16 protein-coding genes are annotated in these 16782 nt (G+C 63.9%); 10 read left to right on the top strand and 6 right to left on the bottom strand.

Annotated elements, in window-relative coordinates:
- Positions 1–10: 10 nt before the first annotated feature.
- The gene (locus tag IVA96_RS13035) at positions 11–301 is read right to left on the bottom strand and encodes a DUF1330 domain-containing protein (RefSeq protein WP_247277221.1); all 291 of its coding nucleotides are present in this window, start codon (positions 299–301) and stop codon (positions 11–13) included.
- Between the two features lie 64 nt (positions 302–365).
- Positions 366–1013: an alpha/beta hydrolase gene (locus tag IVA96_RS13030; RefSeq protein WP_014495555.1), complete on the bottom strand. Its 648-nt coding sequence runs from the start codon at positions 1011–1013 to the stop codon at positions 366–368.
- A gap of 338 nt (positions 1014–1351) precedes the next feature.
- Here IVA96_RS13030 and IVA96_RS13025 point away from each other — a divergent pair, with 338 nt between their 5' ends.
- From IVA96_RS13025 to IVA96_RS12990, 8 genes are all read left to right on the top strand, one after another.
- On the top strand, positions 1352–2491 hold the full coding sequence (locus tag IVA96_RS13025; RefSeq protein ID WP_247417781.1) for a cysteine desulfurase family protein: 1140 nt from the start codon (positions 1352–1354) through the stop codon (positions 2489–2491).
- Positions 2492–2613: 122 nt separating this feature from the next.
- Positions 2614–4110 (top strand): Fe-S cluster assembly protein SufB, encoded by a 1497-nt coding sequence (gene sufB / locus IVA96_RS13020; RefSeq protein ID WP_247277219.1) that lies wholly within the window; start codon positions 2614–2616, stop codon positions 4108–4110.
- Positions 4111–4172: 62 nt separating this feature from the next.
- Positions 4173–4925 carry a Fe-S cluster assembly ATPase SufC gene (sufC, locus tag IVA96_RS13015; RefSeq protein WP_247417623.1) on the top strand — a complete coding sequence of 251 codons (753 nt, stop codon included), beginning with the start codon at positions 4173–4175 and terminating at the stop codon, positions 4923–4925.
- An 11-nt stretch (positions 4926–4936) separates the two neighbouring features.
- The gene (sufD, locus tag IVA96_RS13010) at positions 4937–6241 is read left to right on the top strand and encodes a Fe-S cluster assembly protein SufD (RefSeq protein ID WP_247417619.1); all 1305 of its coding nucleotides are present in this window, start codon (positions 4937–4939) and stop codon (positions 6239–6241) included.
- Entirely contained in the window at positions 6238–7485 is a 1248-nt protein-coding gene (locus IVA96_RS13005) for a cysteine desulfurase (protein WP_247417616.1), read from the top strand. Before sufD ends, IVA96_RS13005 begins: the two co-directional genes overlap by 4 nt.
- The gene (locus tag IVA96_RS13000) at positions 7482–7853 is read left to right on the top strand and encodes an SUF system Fe-S cluster assembly protein (protein WP_063683732.1); all 372 of its coding nucleotides are present in this window, start codon (positions 7482–7484) and stop codon (positions 7851–7853) included. Before IVA96_RS13005 ends, IVA96_RS13000 begins: the two co-directional genes overlap by 4 nt.
- A gap of 49 nt (positions 7854–7902) precedes the next feature.
- Positions 7903–8313, top strand: coding sequence for an iron-sulfur cluster assembly accessory protein (locus IVA96_RS12995; RefSeq protein WP_247417614.1), 411 nt, complete (start codon positions 7903–7905; stop codon positions 8311–8313).
- A gap of 200 nt (positions 8314–8513) precedes the next feature.
- Complete coding sequence (locus IVA96_RS12990) at positions 8514–8963, top strand: TfoX/Sxy family protein (RefSeq protein WP_247417611.1); 450 nt, start codon at positions 8514–8516, stop codon at positions 8961–8963.
- A gap of 53 nt (positions 8964–9016) precedes the next feature.
- On the opposite strand, the gene IVA96_RS12985 is transcribed toward IVA96_RS12990, so the two are convergent.
- The 3 genes from IVA96_RS12985 to IVA96_RS12975 all read right to left on the bottom strand — a co-directional run bounded on the left by IVA96_RS12985 (position 9017) and on the right by IVA96_RS12975 (position 13057).
- Positions 9017–10084, bottom strand: a complete 1068-nt coding sequence (locus IVA96_RS12985) for a GGDEF domain-containing protein (protein WP_247417608.1) — start codon at positions 10082–10084, stop codon at positions 9017–9019.
- A 168-nt stretch (positions 10085–10252) separates the two neighbouring features.
- Positions 10253–11782, bottom strand: a complete 1530-nt coding sequence (locus tag IVA96_RS12980; RefSeq protein WP_247277213.1) for a DEAD/DEAH box helicase — start codon at positions 11780–11782, stop codon at positions 10253–10255.
- 297 nt (positions 11783–12079) lie between these two features.
- Complete coding sequence (locus IVA96_RS12975) at positions 12080–13057, bottom strand: helix-turn-helix domain-containing protein (RefSeq protein ID WP_247417605.1); 978 nt, start codon at positions 13055–13057, stop codon at positions 12080–12082.
- A gap of 212 nt (positions 13058–13269) precedes the next feature.
- Between IVA96_RS12975 and IVA96_RS12970 the strand changes: the two genes are divergently transcribed.
- Positions 13270–14784: a caspase family protein gene (locus tag IVA96_RS12970; protein ID WP_247417602.1), complete on the top strand. Its 1515-nt coding sequence runs from the start codon at positions 13270–13272 to the stop codon at positions 14782–14784.
- Positions 14785–15179: 395 nt separating this feature from the next.
- Here IVA96_RS12970 and IVA96_RS12965 read toward each other — a convergent pair whose 3' ends face one another.
- Positions 15180–15428: a hypothetical protein gene (locus IVA96_RS12965; RefSeq protein WP_247417599.1), complete on the bottom strand. Its 249-nt coding sequence runs from the start codon at positions 15426–15428 to the stop codon at positions 15180–15182.
- Here IVA96_RS12965 and IVA96_RS12960 point away from each other — a divergent pair.
- A complete protein-coding gene (locus tag IVA96_RS12960) occupies positions 15427–16674 on the top strand; it encodes an FAD-dependent oxidoreductase (protein WP_247417597.1) in 1248 nt (415 codons plus the stop codon). The two genes, IVA96_RS12965 and IVA96_RS12960, sit on opposite strands and share 2 nt — an antisense overlap.
- The last annotated feature ends 108 nt before the right edge of the window (positions 16675–16782 follow it).

Here is a 16782-nt window from a genome sequence, read left to right as displayed (position 1 = left end):
CCCATACTGATCAGGTGCAACCGTCGGCAAGCAGCAGCCTGCTTGTCGTCGTTGCGTGCCGCACCCTGAAGAGATCCTGAATGTCGGGATCGTCGAGGAACGCTTGCGCCTTCTCGCGCTCCGCAAATTCGATGATGACGAGGCGCTCGGGCGCCCAGTCGCCTTCGATCGTGGTCGGCTCGACGCCGCGCACGATGTACCGCCCTGAATGCTTAGCAATAAATGCCGGGATTTCAGCGATGTAAGTCTTGAAGCCGACGTGGTCGTTCACCGACAGGTCAAGAACCAGATACGCCTTCATCGCTCGCAATCCCCAGCGTTGACGGTCCGCAGCCATGCCACGAACACGTCTACGCCGGAAGGCCTCAGCGCACGTTGGCGAGGCGCATGTCGAGATAGGCGGTGATGGTTTCCATCAGCGGCTCGAGCTTGGCGTCGAAGAAGTGATTGGCGCCGGGAATGACCTGCTGGTCGATCACGATGCCCTTCTGCGTCTTCAGCTTCTCGACCAGGGTGTTGACATCCTTAGGGGGCACCACGGCATCCTTTTCGCCATGCACGATCAGGCCCGAGGACGGGCAGGGCGCAAGGAACGAGAAGTCGTAGAGGTTGGCCGGCGGCGCGATCGAGATGAAGCCTTCGACCTCCGGGCGGCGCATCAGCAGCTGCATGCCGATCCAGGCGCCGAAGGAGAAGCCGGCGACCCAGCAGGCGCGCGCCTCGGGATTGATGGTCTGCGCCCAATCGAGCGCTGCCGCCGCATCCGACAATTCGCCGGTGCCATGGTCGAACGAGCCCTGACTGCGGCCGACGCCGCGGAAATTGAAGCGCAGCACGGAGAAGCCGCGATGCGCGAAGGCGTAGTAGCACTGGTACACGATCTGATGGTTCATCGTGCCGTGGAACTGCGGATGAGGATGCAGGATCATCGCGATCGGCGCGTTCTTCTGCTTGGCCGGGTGGTAGCGGCCTTCGAGACGGCCAGCGGGGCCGGTAAATATAACTTCGGGCATCGATGATCTCTTGATTGATTTCCTGGAGACGACCTCGGCAATCAACCGATTGTGGCCTCATCGGCAGATGCCGACGAAAGCGCGAATGAAGGGCGAGGAGGCGCGCGCAGCGGTGATGCGCTGACGGCGCGCGGTGACTTGACGCTGCGCGTTCTAACATAGGCTGAGGGTCAAAAAGCAAGCATCTTGAACATCAGCCAACGGGTTCAAGACGTTAGCGCGTCACGGCCGCGCCAGCTGTGGCCGCACATTCGCAAATCATGGTTGCCAAGGGCGTGCCCGCGGCCCATGTCGAGATGGCGCAACGCCGTCTGCGATGTGAGGTAATATATTACTCAATGCCGACCCGCGTCTATCTCGATTGGAACGCGACCACGCCGCTCCGCGCTGAGGCGCGGGCAGCGATGCTGGCTGCATACGACCTGATCGGTAATCCATCCTCCCTCCATGCCGAGGGGCGGGAGGCACGACGGCTGATCGAGGAGGCGCGTGCCGCGCTGGGGCTGGCGGCCGGCGCTCAGCCACGCAACGTCGTCTTCACATCCTCTGGAACCGAGGCCAATGCGCTGGCGCTGTCGCCCGGCCTGCGGGGGCCGTCCGGCGGACCCGTCGAGCGACTGCTGGTCTCCGCGGTCGAGCATGCCTCGGTGCTGGCGGGCGGCCGGTTCCCGGCGGATAAGATCCGACGGATACGGGTAACGCGCTCCGGTGTCGTCAATCTCGACGATCTGCGGGCCCAGCTCAACGCTGGCCCGCCGGCGCTAGTCTCCATCATGGCCGCGAACAACGAGACGGGCGCGCTTCAGCCTGTCGCTGAGGCTGCGCGGATCGTTCATGAGGCCGGCGGTCTCCTGCATGTCGATGGGATCCAGGCGCTTGGCAAAATTCGGTTCGATATCAAGGCTGTGGGTGCAGACCTTGCGACCTTTTCTGCGCACAAGATCGGTGGCCCCAAGGGAGTTGGCGCGCTGGTCATGGCAGAAGGGCTCGCCGGTCTGGCGCCGGTCCTGCGGGGGGGCGGGCAGGAGCTCAACCGCCGGGCGGGCACCGAGAATGTCGCGGGGATCGCCGGCTTTGGCGCGGCGGTCAGACGGGCGCTTCAGACTCTGCCGGAGGATCTGAAACGAATGGCAACCCTCAGAGATCATTTGGAAAATGGGCTTCGCGCCACGGCCGGGGCGACAATCCTCGCCGACGATGTGGAGCGGTTGCCAAATACCGTACTTTTCACCGCACCAGGGCTGAAGGCCGAGACTGCTGTGATCGGCTTCGACCTTGCAGGCGTCGCCGTGTCGTCAGGTTCGGCCTGCTCATCGGGAAAGGTCCAGCCCTCCCACGTGCTCTCCGCCATGGGGTACGATCCCATGGTGGCCCAAGGAGCGGTGCGCCTCAGTCTTGGCTGGTCCACGGAACTGGAAGAGATCAATAGGGCGTTGGAGGCTTGGCGAAAGCTCGGTAATAACCTACTTAAGAGCTAGGCGACGAAACACAGCTTGAACGATTCTAGGCGCGTGCTTTCCGCCAGAGAACATCGTAATAAACGTAATACTCGTCCGAGTTTGATCCACCGCGGTCCTTGAAACCGCGAGCGGAGGATGGAATGCCAGCCGTACAAGAGACGGTCGAGCGCGTGAAGCGCATCGACGTCGACCAATATCGTTATGGGTTTGAGACCCTGATCGACTCCGAGAAAGCCCCCAAGGGGCTATCGGAAGAGACCGTAGAGTTCATCTCGCAAAAAAAGAATGAACCCGCCTGGATGCTCCAGTGGCGGCTGGAAGCCTATCGGCGCTGGCTGACCATGACCGAGCCGACCTGGGCGCGGGTCGATTATCCCAAGATCGACTTCCAGGACCTCTATTACTACGCGGCGCCGAAGCCGAAGAAGACGGTCAGCTCCCTCGATGAGATCGATCCGGAGATCCTGAAGACCTACGAAAAGCTCGGCATTCCCCTGCGGGAAGTCGCCATGCTCGAAGGCGTCGAGCCGAAGGTTGGCGAGGAAGATCCGGCCCGCCGTAAGATCGCGGTCGACGCGGTCTTCGATTCGGTGTCGGTTGCGACCACGTTCAAGGCGGAGCTGAAGAAGGCCGGCGTGATTTTCATGCCGATCTCGGAGGCGATCCGCGAGCATCCCGAGCTGGTGCAGAAGTATCTCGGCACCGTGGTGCCCACCTCGGACAATTTCTACGCGACGCTGAACTCGGCGGTGTTCTCGGACGGCTCGTTCGTCTACGTGCCGCCCGGCGTGCGCTGCCCGATGGAGCTGTCGACCTATTTCCGCATCAACGAGCGCAACACGGGTCAGTTCGAGCGCACGCTGATCATCGCGGACAAGGGCTCCTACGTCTCCTATCTCGAGGGCTGCACTGCGCCGCAGCGCGACGAGAACCAGCTGCACGCGGCCGTGGTCGAGCTCGTCGCGCTCGACGACGCCGAGATCAAATACTCGACGGTGCAGAACTGGTATCCGGGCAATTCGGAAGGCAAGGGCGGCATCTACAATTTCGTCACCAAGCGTGGCGACTGTCGCGGTGCCAATTCAAAGATCTCCTGGACCCAGGTCGAGACGGGCTCGGCGATCACCTGGAAATATCCGAGCTGCATCCTGCGCGGCGACAATTCGCGGGGCGAGTTCTACTCGATCGCGATCTCGAACGGCTTCCAGCAGGTCGATTCGGGCACCAAGATGATCCACCTCGGCAAGAACACGTCGAGCCGCATCATCTCCAAGGGCATCGCCGCCGGCAAGTCGCAGAACACCTATCGTGGGCTCGTCACCGCGCATCGGAAAGCCACCGGCGCGCGCAACTTCACCGCCTGCGATTCCCTGCTGATCGGCGACAAATGCGGCGCGCACACCGTGCCGTACATCGAGGCGAAGAACTCCTCGGCGACGTTCGAGCACGAGGCGACGACGTCGAAGATCTCCGAGGACGTGCTGTTCTACTGCATCCAGCGCGGTCTCTCGCAGGAAGAGGCGGTTGGCCTCGTGGTCAACGGCTTCGTCAAGGATGTGCTTCAGCAGCTGCCGATGGAGTTCGCGGTGGAAGCGCAGAAGCTGATCTCGATCTCGCTTGAAGGGTCGGTCGGTTAACACCGACCCTCGCGGTGCGCTTAGGCGCTCCATGCCTCATTTGAATAGACTGGACACCAACAATGCCTTTGCTTGAAGTGAAAGACCTGAAGGTTCGTGTCGAGGAGCGTGAGATCCTCCACGGGCTGACGCTGACCGTGAATGAGGGCGAGGTGCACGCCATCATGGGACCGAACGGCTCCGGCAAGTCGACGCTCTCCCATGTCATCGCCGGCAAACCCGGCTATGAGGTCACCGACGGCCAGATCCTGTTCAGGGGCGAGGATCTCCTGGAGATGGATCCCGAAGAGCGCGCCGCCAAAGGCGTGTTCCTGGCGTTCCAGTATCCGGTCGAGATTCCCGGTGTTACCACCATGAATTTCCTCCGTACCGCACTCAATGCCCAGCGCAAGGCTCGCGGCGAGAGCGAACTGATGGTGCCGGACTTTTTGAAGAAGGTCCGCGAGGTCTCGAAGTCGCTGAACATCCCGCAGGACATGCTCAAGCGCGGCGTCAATGTCGGCTTCTCCGGCGGCGAGAAGAAGCGCAACGAGGTGCTCCAGATGGCGCTGTTCGAGCCCAGCCTGTGCATCCTCGACGAGATGGATTCCGGCCTCGACATCGACGCGCTGCGCATCGCGGCCGACGGCGTCAACGCGCTGCGCTCGCCGAAGCGCGCCATGGTCGTCATCACCCACTATCAGCGGCTGCTGAACTACATCGTGCCCGACGTCGTGCACGTGATGTCGAAGGGCCGCGTCGTGAAGAGCGGCGGCAAGGAGCTGGCACTGGAGCTGGAAGCGTCCGGCTATGCCCAGTTCGAGGACGCCGCGTAAGGAATTTTGCAATGAACGTTGCTGTGGCAAAGACCGGAAAGGGCCGCGCGGTGAGCGATCTCTTCGCCAGCGTCGAAGGCCGCTTGCCGGGTCCGCCTGCTGTGATCGCGGCGCGTCGCGAAGCCTTCGAGAATTATGAGCGGCTAGGCCTGCCGCACCGCCGGCTCGAGGAATGGAAATACACGGATCTGCGCGCGCTGGTCGGCGAGGTCCTGCCGCTGGCGGCCAGCCCCGACGCGGCCGCGCTGGCGCGCGCCGCGGACGCGGTGAAGGCGCATGCCATCGCGGGCGCCCGCAAGCTGGTGCTGGTCGACGGCGTGTTCGCGGCCGATCTGTCCGACGTGAAGGCGCTCGGCTCCGAGACGAGCCTCAAGACCCTGCGCGAGACGCTGGAGACCGATGCCGGTCTCCTCAACACGGCGCCCACCGATGCCGTGATCGCGCTGAACGCCGCCATGGCAACCGACGGCGTCGTGCTGTCGATCGCTGACGGCGCGCAGCTGTCCGCGCCGATCCAGATCATCCACATCGCAACCGCGGCTTCCGCCTCGAGCTTCACCCGTTCGCAGGTTGCGATCGGGAAGGGCGCTCGCGCCACCATCGTCGAAACCTTCGTTGCGGCAGGTAGCAAGGCCTACCAGGTCAACGATGCCGTGGTGGTGAAGGTTGGCGACGACGCCGATGTTGCACACATTCGCCTGATGGACGATGCGCCTGACGCGGTGAACGTCACCTCGCAGTTCGTGACGGTCGGCGCCAATGTGAAGTTGAACTTCTTCAACATGACCAGTGGCGCGGCGGTCAGCCGCTTGCAGGGCTTCATCACACTGGCGGGCGAGGGCAGCGAGCTCTCCGTCAACGGTGTCAACCTTTTGAAGCAGACCGAGCATGGTGACACCACACTGGTCGTCGACCACGCCGTGCCGAACTGCGTCAGCCGCGAGACTTTTCGCGCCGTGATCGACGATCGCGCTCATTCGGTATTCCAGGGGCGCATCATCGTTCGCCCCGATGCGCAGAAGACCGACGGCAAGATGATGACTCGCGCGCTGCTGCTCTCGGACGAGGCGGAAGCCGACAACAAGCCCGAGCTGGAAATCTTTGCCGATGACGTCTCCTGCGGCCACGGCGCCACTGCCGGTGCGCTGGACGACAGCCTCTTGTTCTATCTGAAGGCGCGCGGCCTGCCGGAGAAGCAGGCCCAGGCGCTGCTGATCCAGGCCTTCGTGGGCGAGGCGATCGAGCAAATCGCCGACGACGGCTTGCGCGAGCACGTGATCGGCATCGCCGAGCGCTGGCTGGAGCGCCGGTCATGAGCACGCATCCGGCGGTCAAGAACGGCGCCTACGACGTTGCGCGCGTGCGCCAGGATTTTCCCGCGCTCGCCATGCAGATCTACGGCAAGCCGCTGGTCTATCTCGACAACGCCGCCTCGGCGCAGAAGCCCGGCGTCGTGCTCGACCGCATGACGCAGGCCTATACGAGCGAATACGCTAACGTGCATCGCGGCCTGCATTACCTCGCAAATGCGGCGACGGAGGCCTATGAGGGCGCGCGGGCAAAAGTCGCGCAATTCGTCAATGCTCGCCGCACAGAAGAGATCATCTTCACCCGCAACGTCACCGAAGCGATCAACCTCGTGGCGTCGTCCTGGGGCGAGCCGAACATCGAGCAGGGCGACGAAATCGTCCTCTCGATCATGGAGCACCATTCCAACATTGTGCCCTGGCATTTTCTCAGGGAGCGCCATGGCGCGGTGATCAAATGGGCGCCCGTCGATGACGAAGGCAACTTCCTGATCGACGAGTTCGAGAAGCTGCTGACGCCGAAGACCAAGCTTGTCGCCATCACCCAGATGTCGAACGCCCTCGGAACCTTCGTTCCTATAAAGGAGGTGGTGCGACTGGCCCACGATCGCGGCATCCCCGTGCTGGTCGACGGTGCGCAGGGCGCGGTGCATCTGCCCGTCGACGTGCAGGATCTCGACTGCGATTTCTACGCGTTCACCGGCCACAAGATTTATGGCCCGACCGGTATCGGCGCGCTCTATGCCAAGCATGAGCACCTTGTCGCGATGCGTCCCTTCAACGGTGGCGGCGAGATGATCCGCGAGGTTGCGAAGGACTGGGTCACCTATGGCGACCCGCCGCACAAGTTCGAAGCTGGCACCCCGCCCATCGTCGAAGCGATCGGCCTCGGTGCCGCCATCGATTACGTCAATTCGATCGGCAAGGAGCGTATCGCCGCGCACGAGCGCGATCTCGTCACCTACGCCCAGGACCGGCTCCGCGAGATCAACTCGCTGCGGCTGATCGGTACTGCGCGCGGCAAGGGGCCGGTGATCTCCTTCGAGCTCAAGGGCGCGCATGCCCACGACGTCGCCACCGTGATCGACCGTCAGGGCATCGCAGTGCGCGCCGGCACCCATTGCGTGATGCCGCTTTTAGAGCGGTTCAACGTCACCGCCACCTGCCGGGCGTCGTTCGGCATGTATAATACGCGGGAAGAAGTCGATCATCTGGCACAAGCGCTTCTGAAGGCGCGGGATTTGTTCGCATGAGTGACACGGCCGAAATCAAAGCCAATCCGATGGAGACCCATTCGGCGCTGCCGCCGGAGGAGACCGAGCGTCTGACCACCGAGATCATCGCGGGCCTCAAGACCGTATTTGATCCGGAAATCCCGGCCGACATCTACGAGCTCGGCCTGATCTACAAGGTCGAGATCAAGGACGACCGTTCGGTCGACGTGCAGATGACGCTGACGACACCGAACTGCCCGGCTGCGGGCGAGCTGCCGACCATGGTCGAGAACGCGGTCGCCAGCGTCCCCGGCGTCGGCGTGGTCGACGTCAAGGTCGTCTGGGAGCCGCCGTGGTCGCCCGAGCGCATGAGCGACGAGGCGCGCCTCGTGCTCAATATGTGGTGACGGTCTCAGCTCGCATTGAATTCGCCTCGCAACGGACCACATAGATAACATGACCCAGATCTCGTCAGGCTCGACACCAGCTTCGACACCAAAGCCCCGGCGGCCGCGCCCGCAGGTGATGCGGCTGACGGATGCCGCCGCGCAGCGGATCACGGAGCTGACCCAGCGCGCGGACTCCGAGATCGTCGGCCTGCGCGTCGGCGTGAAGAACGGCGGCTGCGCCGGCCAGTCCTACACGGTCGAATACGCCCACGAGATCCGGCCGACTGACGAGGTCGTCGAGGACAAGGGCGTCAAGATACTGGTCGATCCCAAGGCCGTGCTGTTCCTGCTCGGCACCGAGATGGACTACAAGGCCGACAAGATGCAGGCCCAGTTCGTCTTCAACAACCCCAACCAGGTCTCCGCCTGCGGCTGCGGCGAGTCGGTCGAGCTGCGGCCGGCGAAGGTCGACGGGTAGTTTTCCCCGCCCTTGCGAGGAGCTCGCGACAAAATTGCGTAGCAATTTTGCGCTGATGCGACGGAGCAATCCAGACTGTCTCTGCCTCGGCAGTCTGGATTGCTTCGCGGAGCCTGTCATCGGGCCGCGCTTCGCGCGGACCCGTTGGCTCGCAATGACGGCAGTGGTATAGTGGCCGGCCTGCTCGCTCCGGGATACCCATGGACCGCGAATTCCTGATCGACCTGTTCGCCGATTTCGGTCCCGTCACGATCCGCAAAATGTTTTCCGGCTACGGCATCTCCGCCGAGGGCATCAACTTCGCGCTGTCCTTGCGCGCCGGGCTGTTCTTCCGCGCCGACGAGATGACGATCCCGAATTTCGAGGCGGAAGGCTCAAGGCCGTTCCAATACTCGACCCGCGCCAAGACAGTCACAGTGAACTCCTACTGGCAGTTGCCCGCGCGCTTGTTCGACGATTCCGAGGAGCTGGCACAATGGGCGAGGGCAGCGCTCGCTGCCGCCCAGCGCGCCAAGGTCAAGAAGCGGCCGAAGACGAAGAAGGTCAGCAAAGCTGCCAACGCGCCCGCCGGAAAGCCCAGCCAGAAAACTTCGTCAAAAAGATCGCTCAACAAGTTTGCGGTGCGCAAGCGTGCAAAGCGAAAGGCGTAACTCTCGGGGCTCGCGCCAAGAGGTGCGCTCCGGAATGACAGCGAGGGTCGGGCCTACGCCACCCGGTTGTGCGTCTCGATCGCGTATTCCGGATCGACTTCACAGATCACGCGGTTGCGGCCGTTGCGCTTGGCGGCGTAGAGGCAGGCATCCGCGCGTTCGATCAGGGCGTCGGTGTCGTCGCCCTGCCTGAGCATGGAGACGCCGACGGAGATGGTGACGCGGCCGAGAATCTCGCCGGTCGATTTCTTCTTCAGTTCCTTCGCCATCACCGCGCGGCGGATGTGATCGGCCACCGTGAGTGCCTGGCGCAGCGCCGTGTTGGGCAGCACGACCGCGAATTCTTCGCCGCCATAACGCGCGGTGATGTCCTGGCCCTTGATGGTCTGCTTCAGGGACAAGCCGACAAGGCGCAGCACCTGGTCGCCGGTGAGGTGGCCGTAGGAATCGTTGAATGACTTGAAATGATCGATATCGAACAGCAGCAGCGACAGCGGCTCCCCGGAGGCGAGCGCGCTCTGCACCGCCATGCCGATCATGCGATCGAAATATTTGCGATTGCCGAGGCCGGTGAGCGGATCGGTGAGGCTCTCGGCGCGGATCGCCTCCAGGCTCTGCTGGAGATTGCTGATCTCGTTCCTCGATAGTGTCAGGCGGCCTTCCAGCGCCTTGTTGGCCTCGCGCATCTCGCTGGTCGAACGCAGCAGCGTCTCGACGATCGCCTTGATCTGGTCGCGGCCCTTGGCCGACGACAGTTTCTCGGTCGCACCCGACAGGCTGGCGTCGTAGGCGCCGCTCATCCCGAGCGCATCGCCGAGAACCTTCATCACGTCGTCGATCTCGCCGATGACGCGCGCGCCCACCTTATCGATGCGGTCGGTGGTCTTGATATGGGAGAGATAGGTCTCGTAGATCTGCTCGAGATCGGCTTCGGTCAGCTTGCCGTTGCGCGCCAGCGTCTCGTTGATGATCTTGTTGAGCGGTGCGTTGTAGCCGGTGGCGTAGACGTACCAGATCTCGTAATTGCGCGGAATTGCCGTCTGCCGGAGCGATCGAATCTGGCCGAGCGCCACTTCGGCGAACGCCATCGTGCGTTCGTGTTCGTCGAGAACCTTGACCACGGAACATACCCCGCAGCGGTCGGTGCGCCCTCGACCGCAGCAATGCTTAAATTATGTTCGTAGGCTAACGGACGATCGTGAACGCCCCGTAAATATACGTTCGCCAATGCATCCGAAAAAAGTGTGGGGCGTTTTTCCTCAACCGAAACCAAAAGCGCGTGTCGCGCTTCAGGCTCCGGCGGGGGAGCGAACCGGCCGCAGCAGAAATGCCGGCAGATGCGAGTGATCGCCCGGCTCGGCGTCGACCTCCCGCTGCCGGCGCGGTTCGGGACGGCCGATCGAGGGCACGTGCGACGGATTGGCCTGATGGCGCGCGCTCTGACGCGGCTCAGATGACGGCCGTGCTTCGCGGGGAGGCCGCGCTTGGCGTGCAGCCCTTGGCTCGCGAGCGGGCCGGGCTTCGGCCGCGGGGCTTGCATCGACCGAAGGCCTTGCCTCGGAGGGCTGCGGCGCGTCGCCACGCGGCTCGTGGCCGCGACGCGGCTTGCCCCGTCCGCCACGGGAGCGCTCGCGGTCCCGTCCGCGAGACTCGCGCGGGCGCTCGCTGTGTTCGGTCGTGCTCCCGTGCACCTCGAAGTCACCCTCGGCGCGCGGAATGCTCTGGCCGATCAGCTTCTCGATCGCCGCCATCGACTTCTGGTCGAGCGGTGTCACGATCGAGATCGCCGTGCCGGTGCGGCCGGCGCGGCCGGTGCGGCCGATGCGATGGACGTAGTCGTCAGCGTGGTGGGGGACGTCGAAATTGAAGACATGGCTGACCTCGGGAATGTCGAGGCCGCGAGCGGCGACGTCGGAGGCGACCAAGAGCGGCAACTCACCCTTGCGGAACTGTTCGAGCGCCGCCGTGCGGGCCGATTGGTCCATGTCGCCGTGCAGGGCGCCGACGCTGAAGCCGTGCTTCTGAAGGGATTTGTGAACGATGGCGACCTCGCGCTTGCGATTGCAGAAGATGATCGCGTTCTTGAGATCCTTGGCCTCGCGCAGCAGGCGGCGGAGCAACTCGCGCTTCTCGTGCGCCTCGCGCCCAGCGGGCACCTGGGCCTGCGTGACAGTCACGGCTGTCGTGGCGGGTTTGGAGACCTCGATCTTCTGCGGATTGTGCAGGAAGGCCTCGGTGATGCGCCGGATCTCCGGCGGCATGGTCGCGGTGAAGAACAGGGTCTGCCGCGTAAACGGGACGAGCTTGCAGATGCGCTCGATGTCGGGGATGAAGCCCATGTCGAGCATGCGGTCGGCTTCGTCGATGACGAGCAGCTCGACGCCGGTGAGCAGGAGGCCACCGCGCTCGGTATGGTCGAGCAGGCGGCCCGGCGTTGCGATCAGCACATCGACGCCGCGCGTCAGCTTGGCATCCTGGTCGCCGAACGAGACGCCGCCGATCAGAAGCGCGACGTTGAGTTTCTGGCCCGCGCCGTAACGGTCGAAGTTTTCCTTCACTTGCGCCGCGAGTTCGCGGGTCGGCTCGAGGATCAGCGTGCGCGGCATGCGCGCCCGGGCTCGACCCTTTTCGAGGATGGTGAGCATCGGCAGCACGAAGGCCGCGGTCTTGCCGGTGCCGGTCTGGGCGATGCCGAGCACGTCCTTGCGTGCGAGGACGTGGGGGATCGCCTGTTCCTGGATGGGAGTGGGGGTGGTGTAACCGGTGGCCGCCACTGCGGCGAGGACTTTTTCGGATAGTCCGAGATTGGTGAAGGACATTGAGCCTCTGGTCGAAACCGCCGTTCGGAATCGAGGGTAAAAAGGCTGTCGCGTTCCACCCCAAAACGGCGTGCTCTCAAAGAAGCTGGGGGTGCTGACTCACGCGAACAAAGCGCCAGGCTCGAGAATCGATCTTCGATTTGAGCCGCGTCGCCCCGGAACATAGGCAGGAATCCGCCAAAGTCAATGGAGCGGGCGCGGGAAGACCCTAAAAAACCTGAGGTTTTTGCCCAAATAGCGGGCGCGGCTGCGGTTTTCCGCCCAAGCGGCGGACTGACCAGAGCCGGCAAACGGCGGCTAATGCCCCGCCCGAACCTGGGCCCGGAAGTCGCCTGGGGCGATGCCATAGGCAGCGTTAAAGACTCGGTAGTAGGTCGCCAAGCTCTCGAAGCCGCAGGCGGCCGCGATGTCGGCAATCAGCCGCTCCGGAGCCTCGCGGATCAGGCGGCGGCTCTGTTTCAGCCGCTCTTCGGTGATCGTCTGCGAGAAGCTCTTCTCCGCCGTCTCGAACAGCATATGCAGGTGACGCACGGAAATGCCGAGCCAGTCGGCCACCATCGTCGGCGCGAGATTGGGGTCTTGCAGGTGACGCGCGATCAGGCGCCGGGCCTGCGACAGACGGGCGGTCCGCAGCGCGGCCTGCCCGCGGCGGCCGCCGGGCCGCACGATGCCGCGCTCGATCAGCGCCAGGTGGGCCAGGGCCTGAACAAGGGAGGCCTGCACCGGGGAGGCGGCGTCGAAGCAGCCGTCATTGCCGGCAACATCGTCGAGATCGGCAAAGCAGGTGCCGAGCAGGGGCGCCAGGGTGGGATCGTCAAACGTCCGCGGTGCAAGCTCGCGCATGCGTTTGTCCTGCGCCGGGATGTTGCTCACCGGGATCTTCAGGATTCGCAAATGGAAGCCGCCTGCGCCCAGCGGCGCGGTACGATAGGGCAGGTCGATATGGCTGGTGGCAAAGCTGCCGTTTGCGATCGCAAAGTCGCTGCCGCGCATGCCGCCGAACCAGCCGCCGCTGCCAAGCTGCTGGTAGACGCAGATGGCGTCGCCCGGTGCGGAGGCGATGTCGGATGCGCTACGCTCGACCGTGTAGGCGGAGGCCTTCAACTCGACGAGGCTGGCGCCGCCAAGCTGGCGCAGCGAGAATTCGCCGAAGAAATCGGCGCGGCGTTCGCGCTCGAGCTCGGCCGTGACGCCGAACAGACCCTTGGCGCGCACCTCGCGCCAATAGTCGAAGCGGTCATGCGGCTCGACCTCGTCGGTGCACCAGCGATACACGATACCTCTCGGTTCCAATGGGATTACCCAGAGACATTGCTAAGGAAGAGCAGATTCCAGCGGAATCTGCCATAGGACCGATGATGGAATCGGGGACCGAGGCCCTTGAACCCTCGATATGTCTGGACCGACTATCACATCATCGGCTGGGTTTCCCATGAACGACCTTTCGAGGGGGCCGGCGGAGGGCCGTTCTGCAACGGGGTATTCCAATGACGCGTCGGCTTTTCAGAATTCTGGCGGCACTCGGCCTCGCAGCGGGCCTGAGCGGATTCGCGCTTCCCGCGCATGCCGAGAAGCGGGTCGCGCTCGTCGTTGGCAACAACGACTACAGGAACGTGCCGAAGCTGCTCAAGGCCGTCAACGACGCACGCACCATGGGCGACACGCTGAAGCAGCTCGGGTTCTCGGTGATGGTCGCAGAGAATCAGAACCGGCAGCAATTCTCCGAGACGTTGCTCGCCTTCGACAAGGCGATCGAGCCCGGCGACACCGCGTTCTTCTTCTATGCCGGCCACGGTTTCGAGATCGCGGGCCAGAACTACTTGCTGCCGACCGACGTTCCGGCGGCGACGGAAGGGCAGGAAGAGCTCGTGCGCGACGCCTCCATCCTGGCCGACCGCATCGTCGAGCGCCTTCAGAACAAGAGGGCGCGGACCTCGATCCTGGTGTTCGACGCCTGCCGCAACAACCCGTTCGAGCGCAAAGGTACCCGCGCGGTCGCCGGTGGCGGCGGGCTCGCGCCGATGACGCAACTGCCGGAAGGCGTGTTCTCGGTGTTTTCGGCAGGTCCCCGCCAGACCGCGCTCGATCGCCTCTCCAACGACGACGCCAACCCCAATTCAGTGTTCACGCGCACTTTCGCCAGGGAGCTGCTCAAGCCCGGCGAGAACCTCGTGCAGGTGGCGCAGCGCACCCGCCGTGCCGTCAGTGAGATGGCCGATACCGTGAAGCACAAGCAGGTGCCGGTCTATTTCGATCAGATGGTCGACGACGTCTTCCTTAGCGGCCTCGCCAAGGATGCCGCCGCGCGCGCGGACGATCCGCCGCCGCAGAAGCTCGCCGCGCTCCCGCCGGTATCGGTGCCGCACCTGCCGAAGGAGGAGACCACCAACGCGCCGATCGCGAGCTTCTCGCGGCACAATGGCGGCTGGAGCGTGGTGTTCTCCTTCGCCGATCCGACGCTTGGCATCTCCTGGCGCATGGCCGGCAAGGGCGATTTCCGCGAAACCGGCTTCATCGACACGCTCGATCCGCGCACGCGCAAGCGGATGCCGAACCCGTCGGTCGAATTGCCGCCGGATGCGCAAGCCGGCACCATCGAGGTCCGCTATGTCGATCAGTCCGGCGAGATGCAGGGGCCGTTCCCGATCAGGTTCGATCCCGAGGCCGCGCTGATCCGCGACCAACGCAAGATCCTCGACATGACCGCGACAAGCTGGCTGTCATTCCGCGAGTTCAATGGACTGCTGGTCTACTACACACATCTCGTGTCCTACCGCTGCGCCATTCGCGAGGTGCGCATTGGTATCGACACTGCCGTGCCGAACCAGGTGCTGAAGATGCCTCCTTGCGACATGCGCGATCCCAGCGCGATCAGCGCCGGCATGCCGCTCTACATGAAGCTCGCCCCGGCGACGCAGTCCGTCTCGGTTGAGCTGACCTACCGCGACGGCAGCGTGTCGGAGATCAAGAGCTTTCGCAGCGCGAACCGCAGCAATAATTGAGGTCTTCGTCGGCCGCGACAGGAGAGGAACAACTCCTGCTGACCTGGATTGTCAGTCAAACCAGGGAGACGATCCATGATCCGCAGATCCATCTTCGTAACGATCGCTTGCGTTGCACTTTCGACGGCGGCTTTTGCCCAAGGGGGCGGTGGTGCGGCGGGCGGCGCCGGTGGCGCCAGCGCCGGATCGGGGGCCAGCTCAGGTGCAGGGGTGGGCACGTCACCCAGCAGCGCCAACTCCGGGCCGTCGGCTCCCTCGGGGATGGGGACGCATGGCACCACCACGGGGGCCAACGTCAACACCAATACCGGCCCGGTCAACCCCAACGTTCAGTCCCCAACCGCAAATGGTAAGACGCCGTCAGCAGCACAAGCCGAGCGGAACATGGGTGTCGGTCATGCGACCAATGGGTTGCCGATCGGCAGTCCAGGCACCGGGACCAGCAACGAGGACCAGAAATAGTCGATCCCGTTCTCACCCAAGGCCCGCGCTCTGCGGGCCTTTTTTATTTGGCGCTTGTTTGCTGCAGCAAAGCGGCCGCGGTGAGCTTTTGTCTGCAAATTGAGACTGCACTCGGCCTGGATCGCGTTAGTATCGTCCGGCATATCTTCATCGATACTCACATCGCGGATCGCGGCTGCCATGACATCCGACCAACAACCAAACCGGACCATGAAGGTCCGCTGCTGCATCGTCGGCGGCGGGCCAGCGGGCATGATGCTCGGCTATCTCCTGGGCCGCGCCGGCATCGAGGTCGTGGTACTGGAGAAGCATGCGGATTTCTTCCGCGATTTCCGCGGCGACACCGTGCATCCCTCGACACTTCAGGTGATGGACGAACTTGGCCTGATCGACGGCTTCCTGAAGCTGCCGCATCAGCGCTTGCAGAAAATGGACGGCCTGTTCGGTGGCACGCCGGTGCGCATCGCCGATCTCAGCCGGCTCCACACCAAGTACCCCTTCATCGCTTTCATGCCGCAATGGGACTTCCTGAATTTCCTGCGCGAGGCCGGCCGGCGCTTTACCTCGCTCAAGGTGATGATGAGCACGGAGGCGGTCGATCTGATCCGCCGCGGCGAGACGGTCGCCGGCGTGCGGGCGAGGACGCCTGAGGGCATTATCGACATCGAGGCGGATCTCACCATTGCCTGCGACGGCCGGCATTCGACGGTGCGCGAGCGCGCCGGGCTTGCCGTCGAGGAGATCGGCGCGCCGATGGACGTGCTGTGGTTCCGCGCCGGCCGCAGACCCGACGAGACGGAGAATGTGTTCGCGCGCGTCGAGCCCGGCAAGATGATGATCACCTTCGATCGCGGCGACTATTGGCAATGCGCCTACGTCATCGCCAAGGGGCAATTTGATGCGGTGAAGGCGAGGGGATTGCCGGCGCTGCTCGACGACGTCGTGCGCATGGCGCCGATCCTGAAAAGCGGCATCGCGGACGTGAAGAGCTTTGACGACATCAAGCTGCTCACCGTCGCGATCAACCGCATGACGCGCTGGACGCGGCCCGGCCTGCTTCTCATCGGCGACGCCGCGCACGCGATGTCGCCGGTCGGCGGCGTCGGCGTCAATCTCGCCGTGCAGGACGCGGTCGCAACCGCAAACCTGCTGGCGGATAAGCTGCAGCACGGTTGTCCCTCGGAGAACGAACTCGATGCGGTGCGACGCCGGCGCGAGTTCCCGGTGAAGATGACGCAGCGAATGCAGGTCGTCGTGCATAACAACATCATCAGCGGCGCCTTGCTAGGCAGCGACCGGCCGTTGAAGGTGCCGCTGATCGTGCGCCTCATCACTGCGCTGCCCTGGCTCCAGGGCATTCCGGCGCGCCTGCTTGCGCTCGGCGTTCGGCCCGAGCACGTGCAGTCGAAGGCGGCGCCGCCATCGTAGCGCAAGACTCGGTAGGGATAACGCTGCATTAAATTACGCTCGGTGCGTTGCACGCTTGCAACATCGCGAATGCATTCAAGGCGCAACGTGTGCTCATCCGCCACATTA

Origin of the sequence: Bradyrhizobium sp. 159, assembly GCF_023073795.1 — a bacterium.
In the GTDB taxonomy this organism is placed as follows: domain Bacteria; phylum Pseudomonadota; class Alphaproteobacteria; order Rhizobiales; family Xanthobacteraceae; genus Bradyrhizobium.
This window is presented reverse-complemented; position numbering and strand designations above follow the sequence as displayed.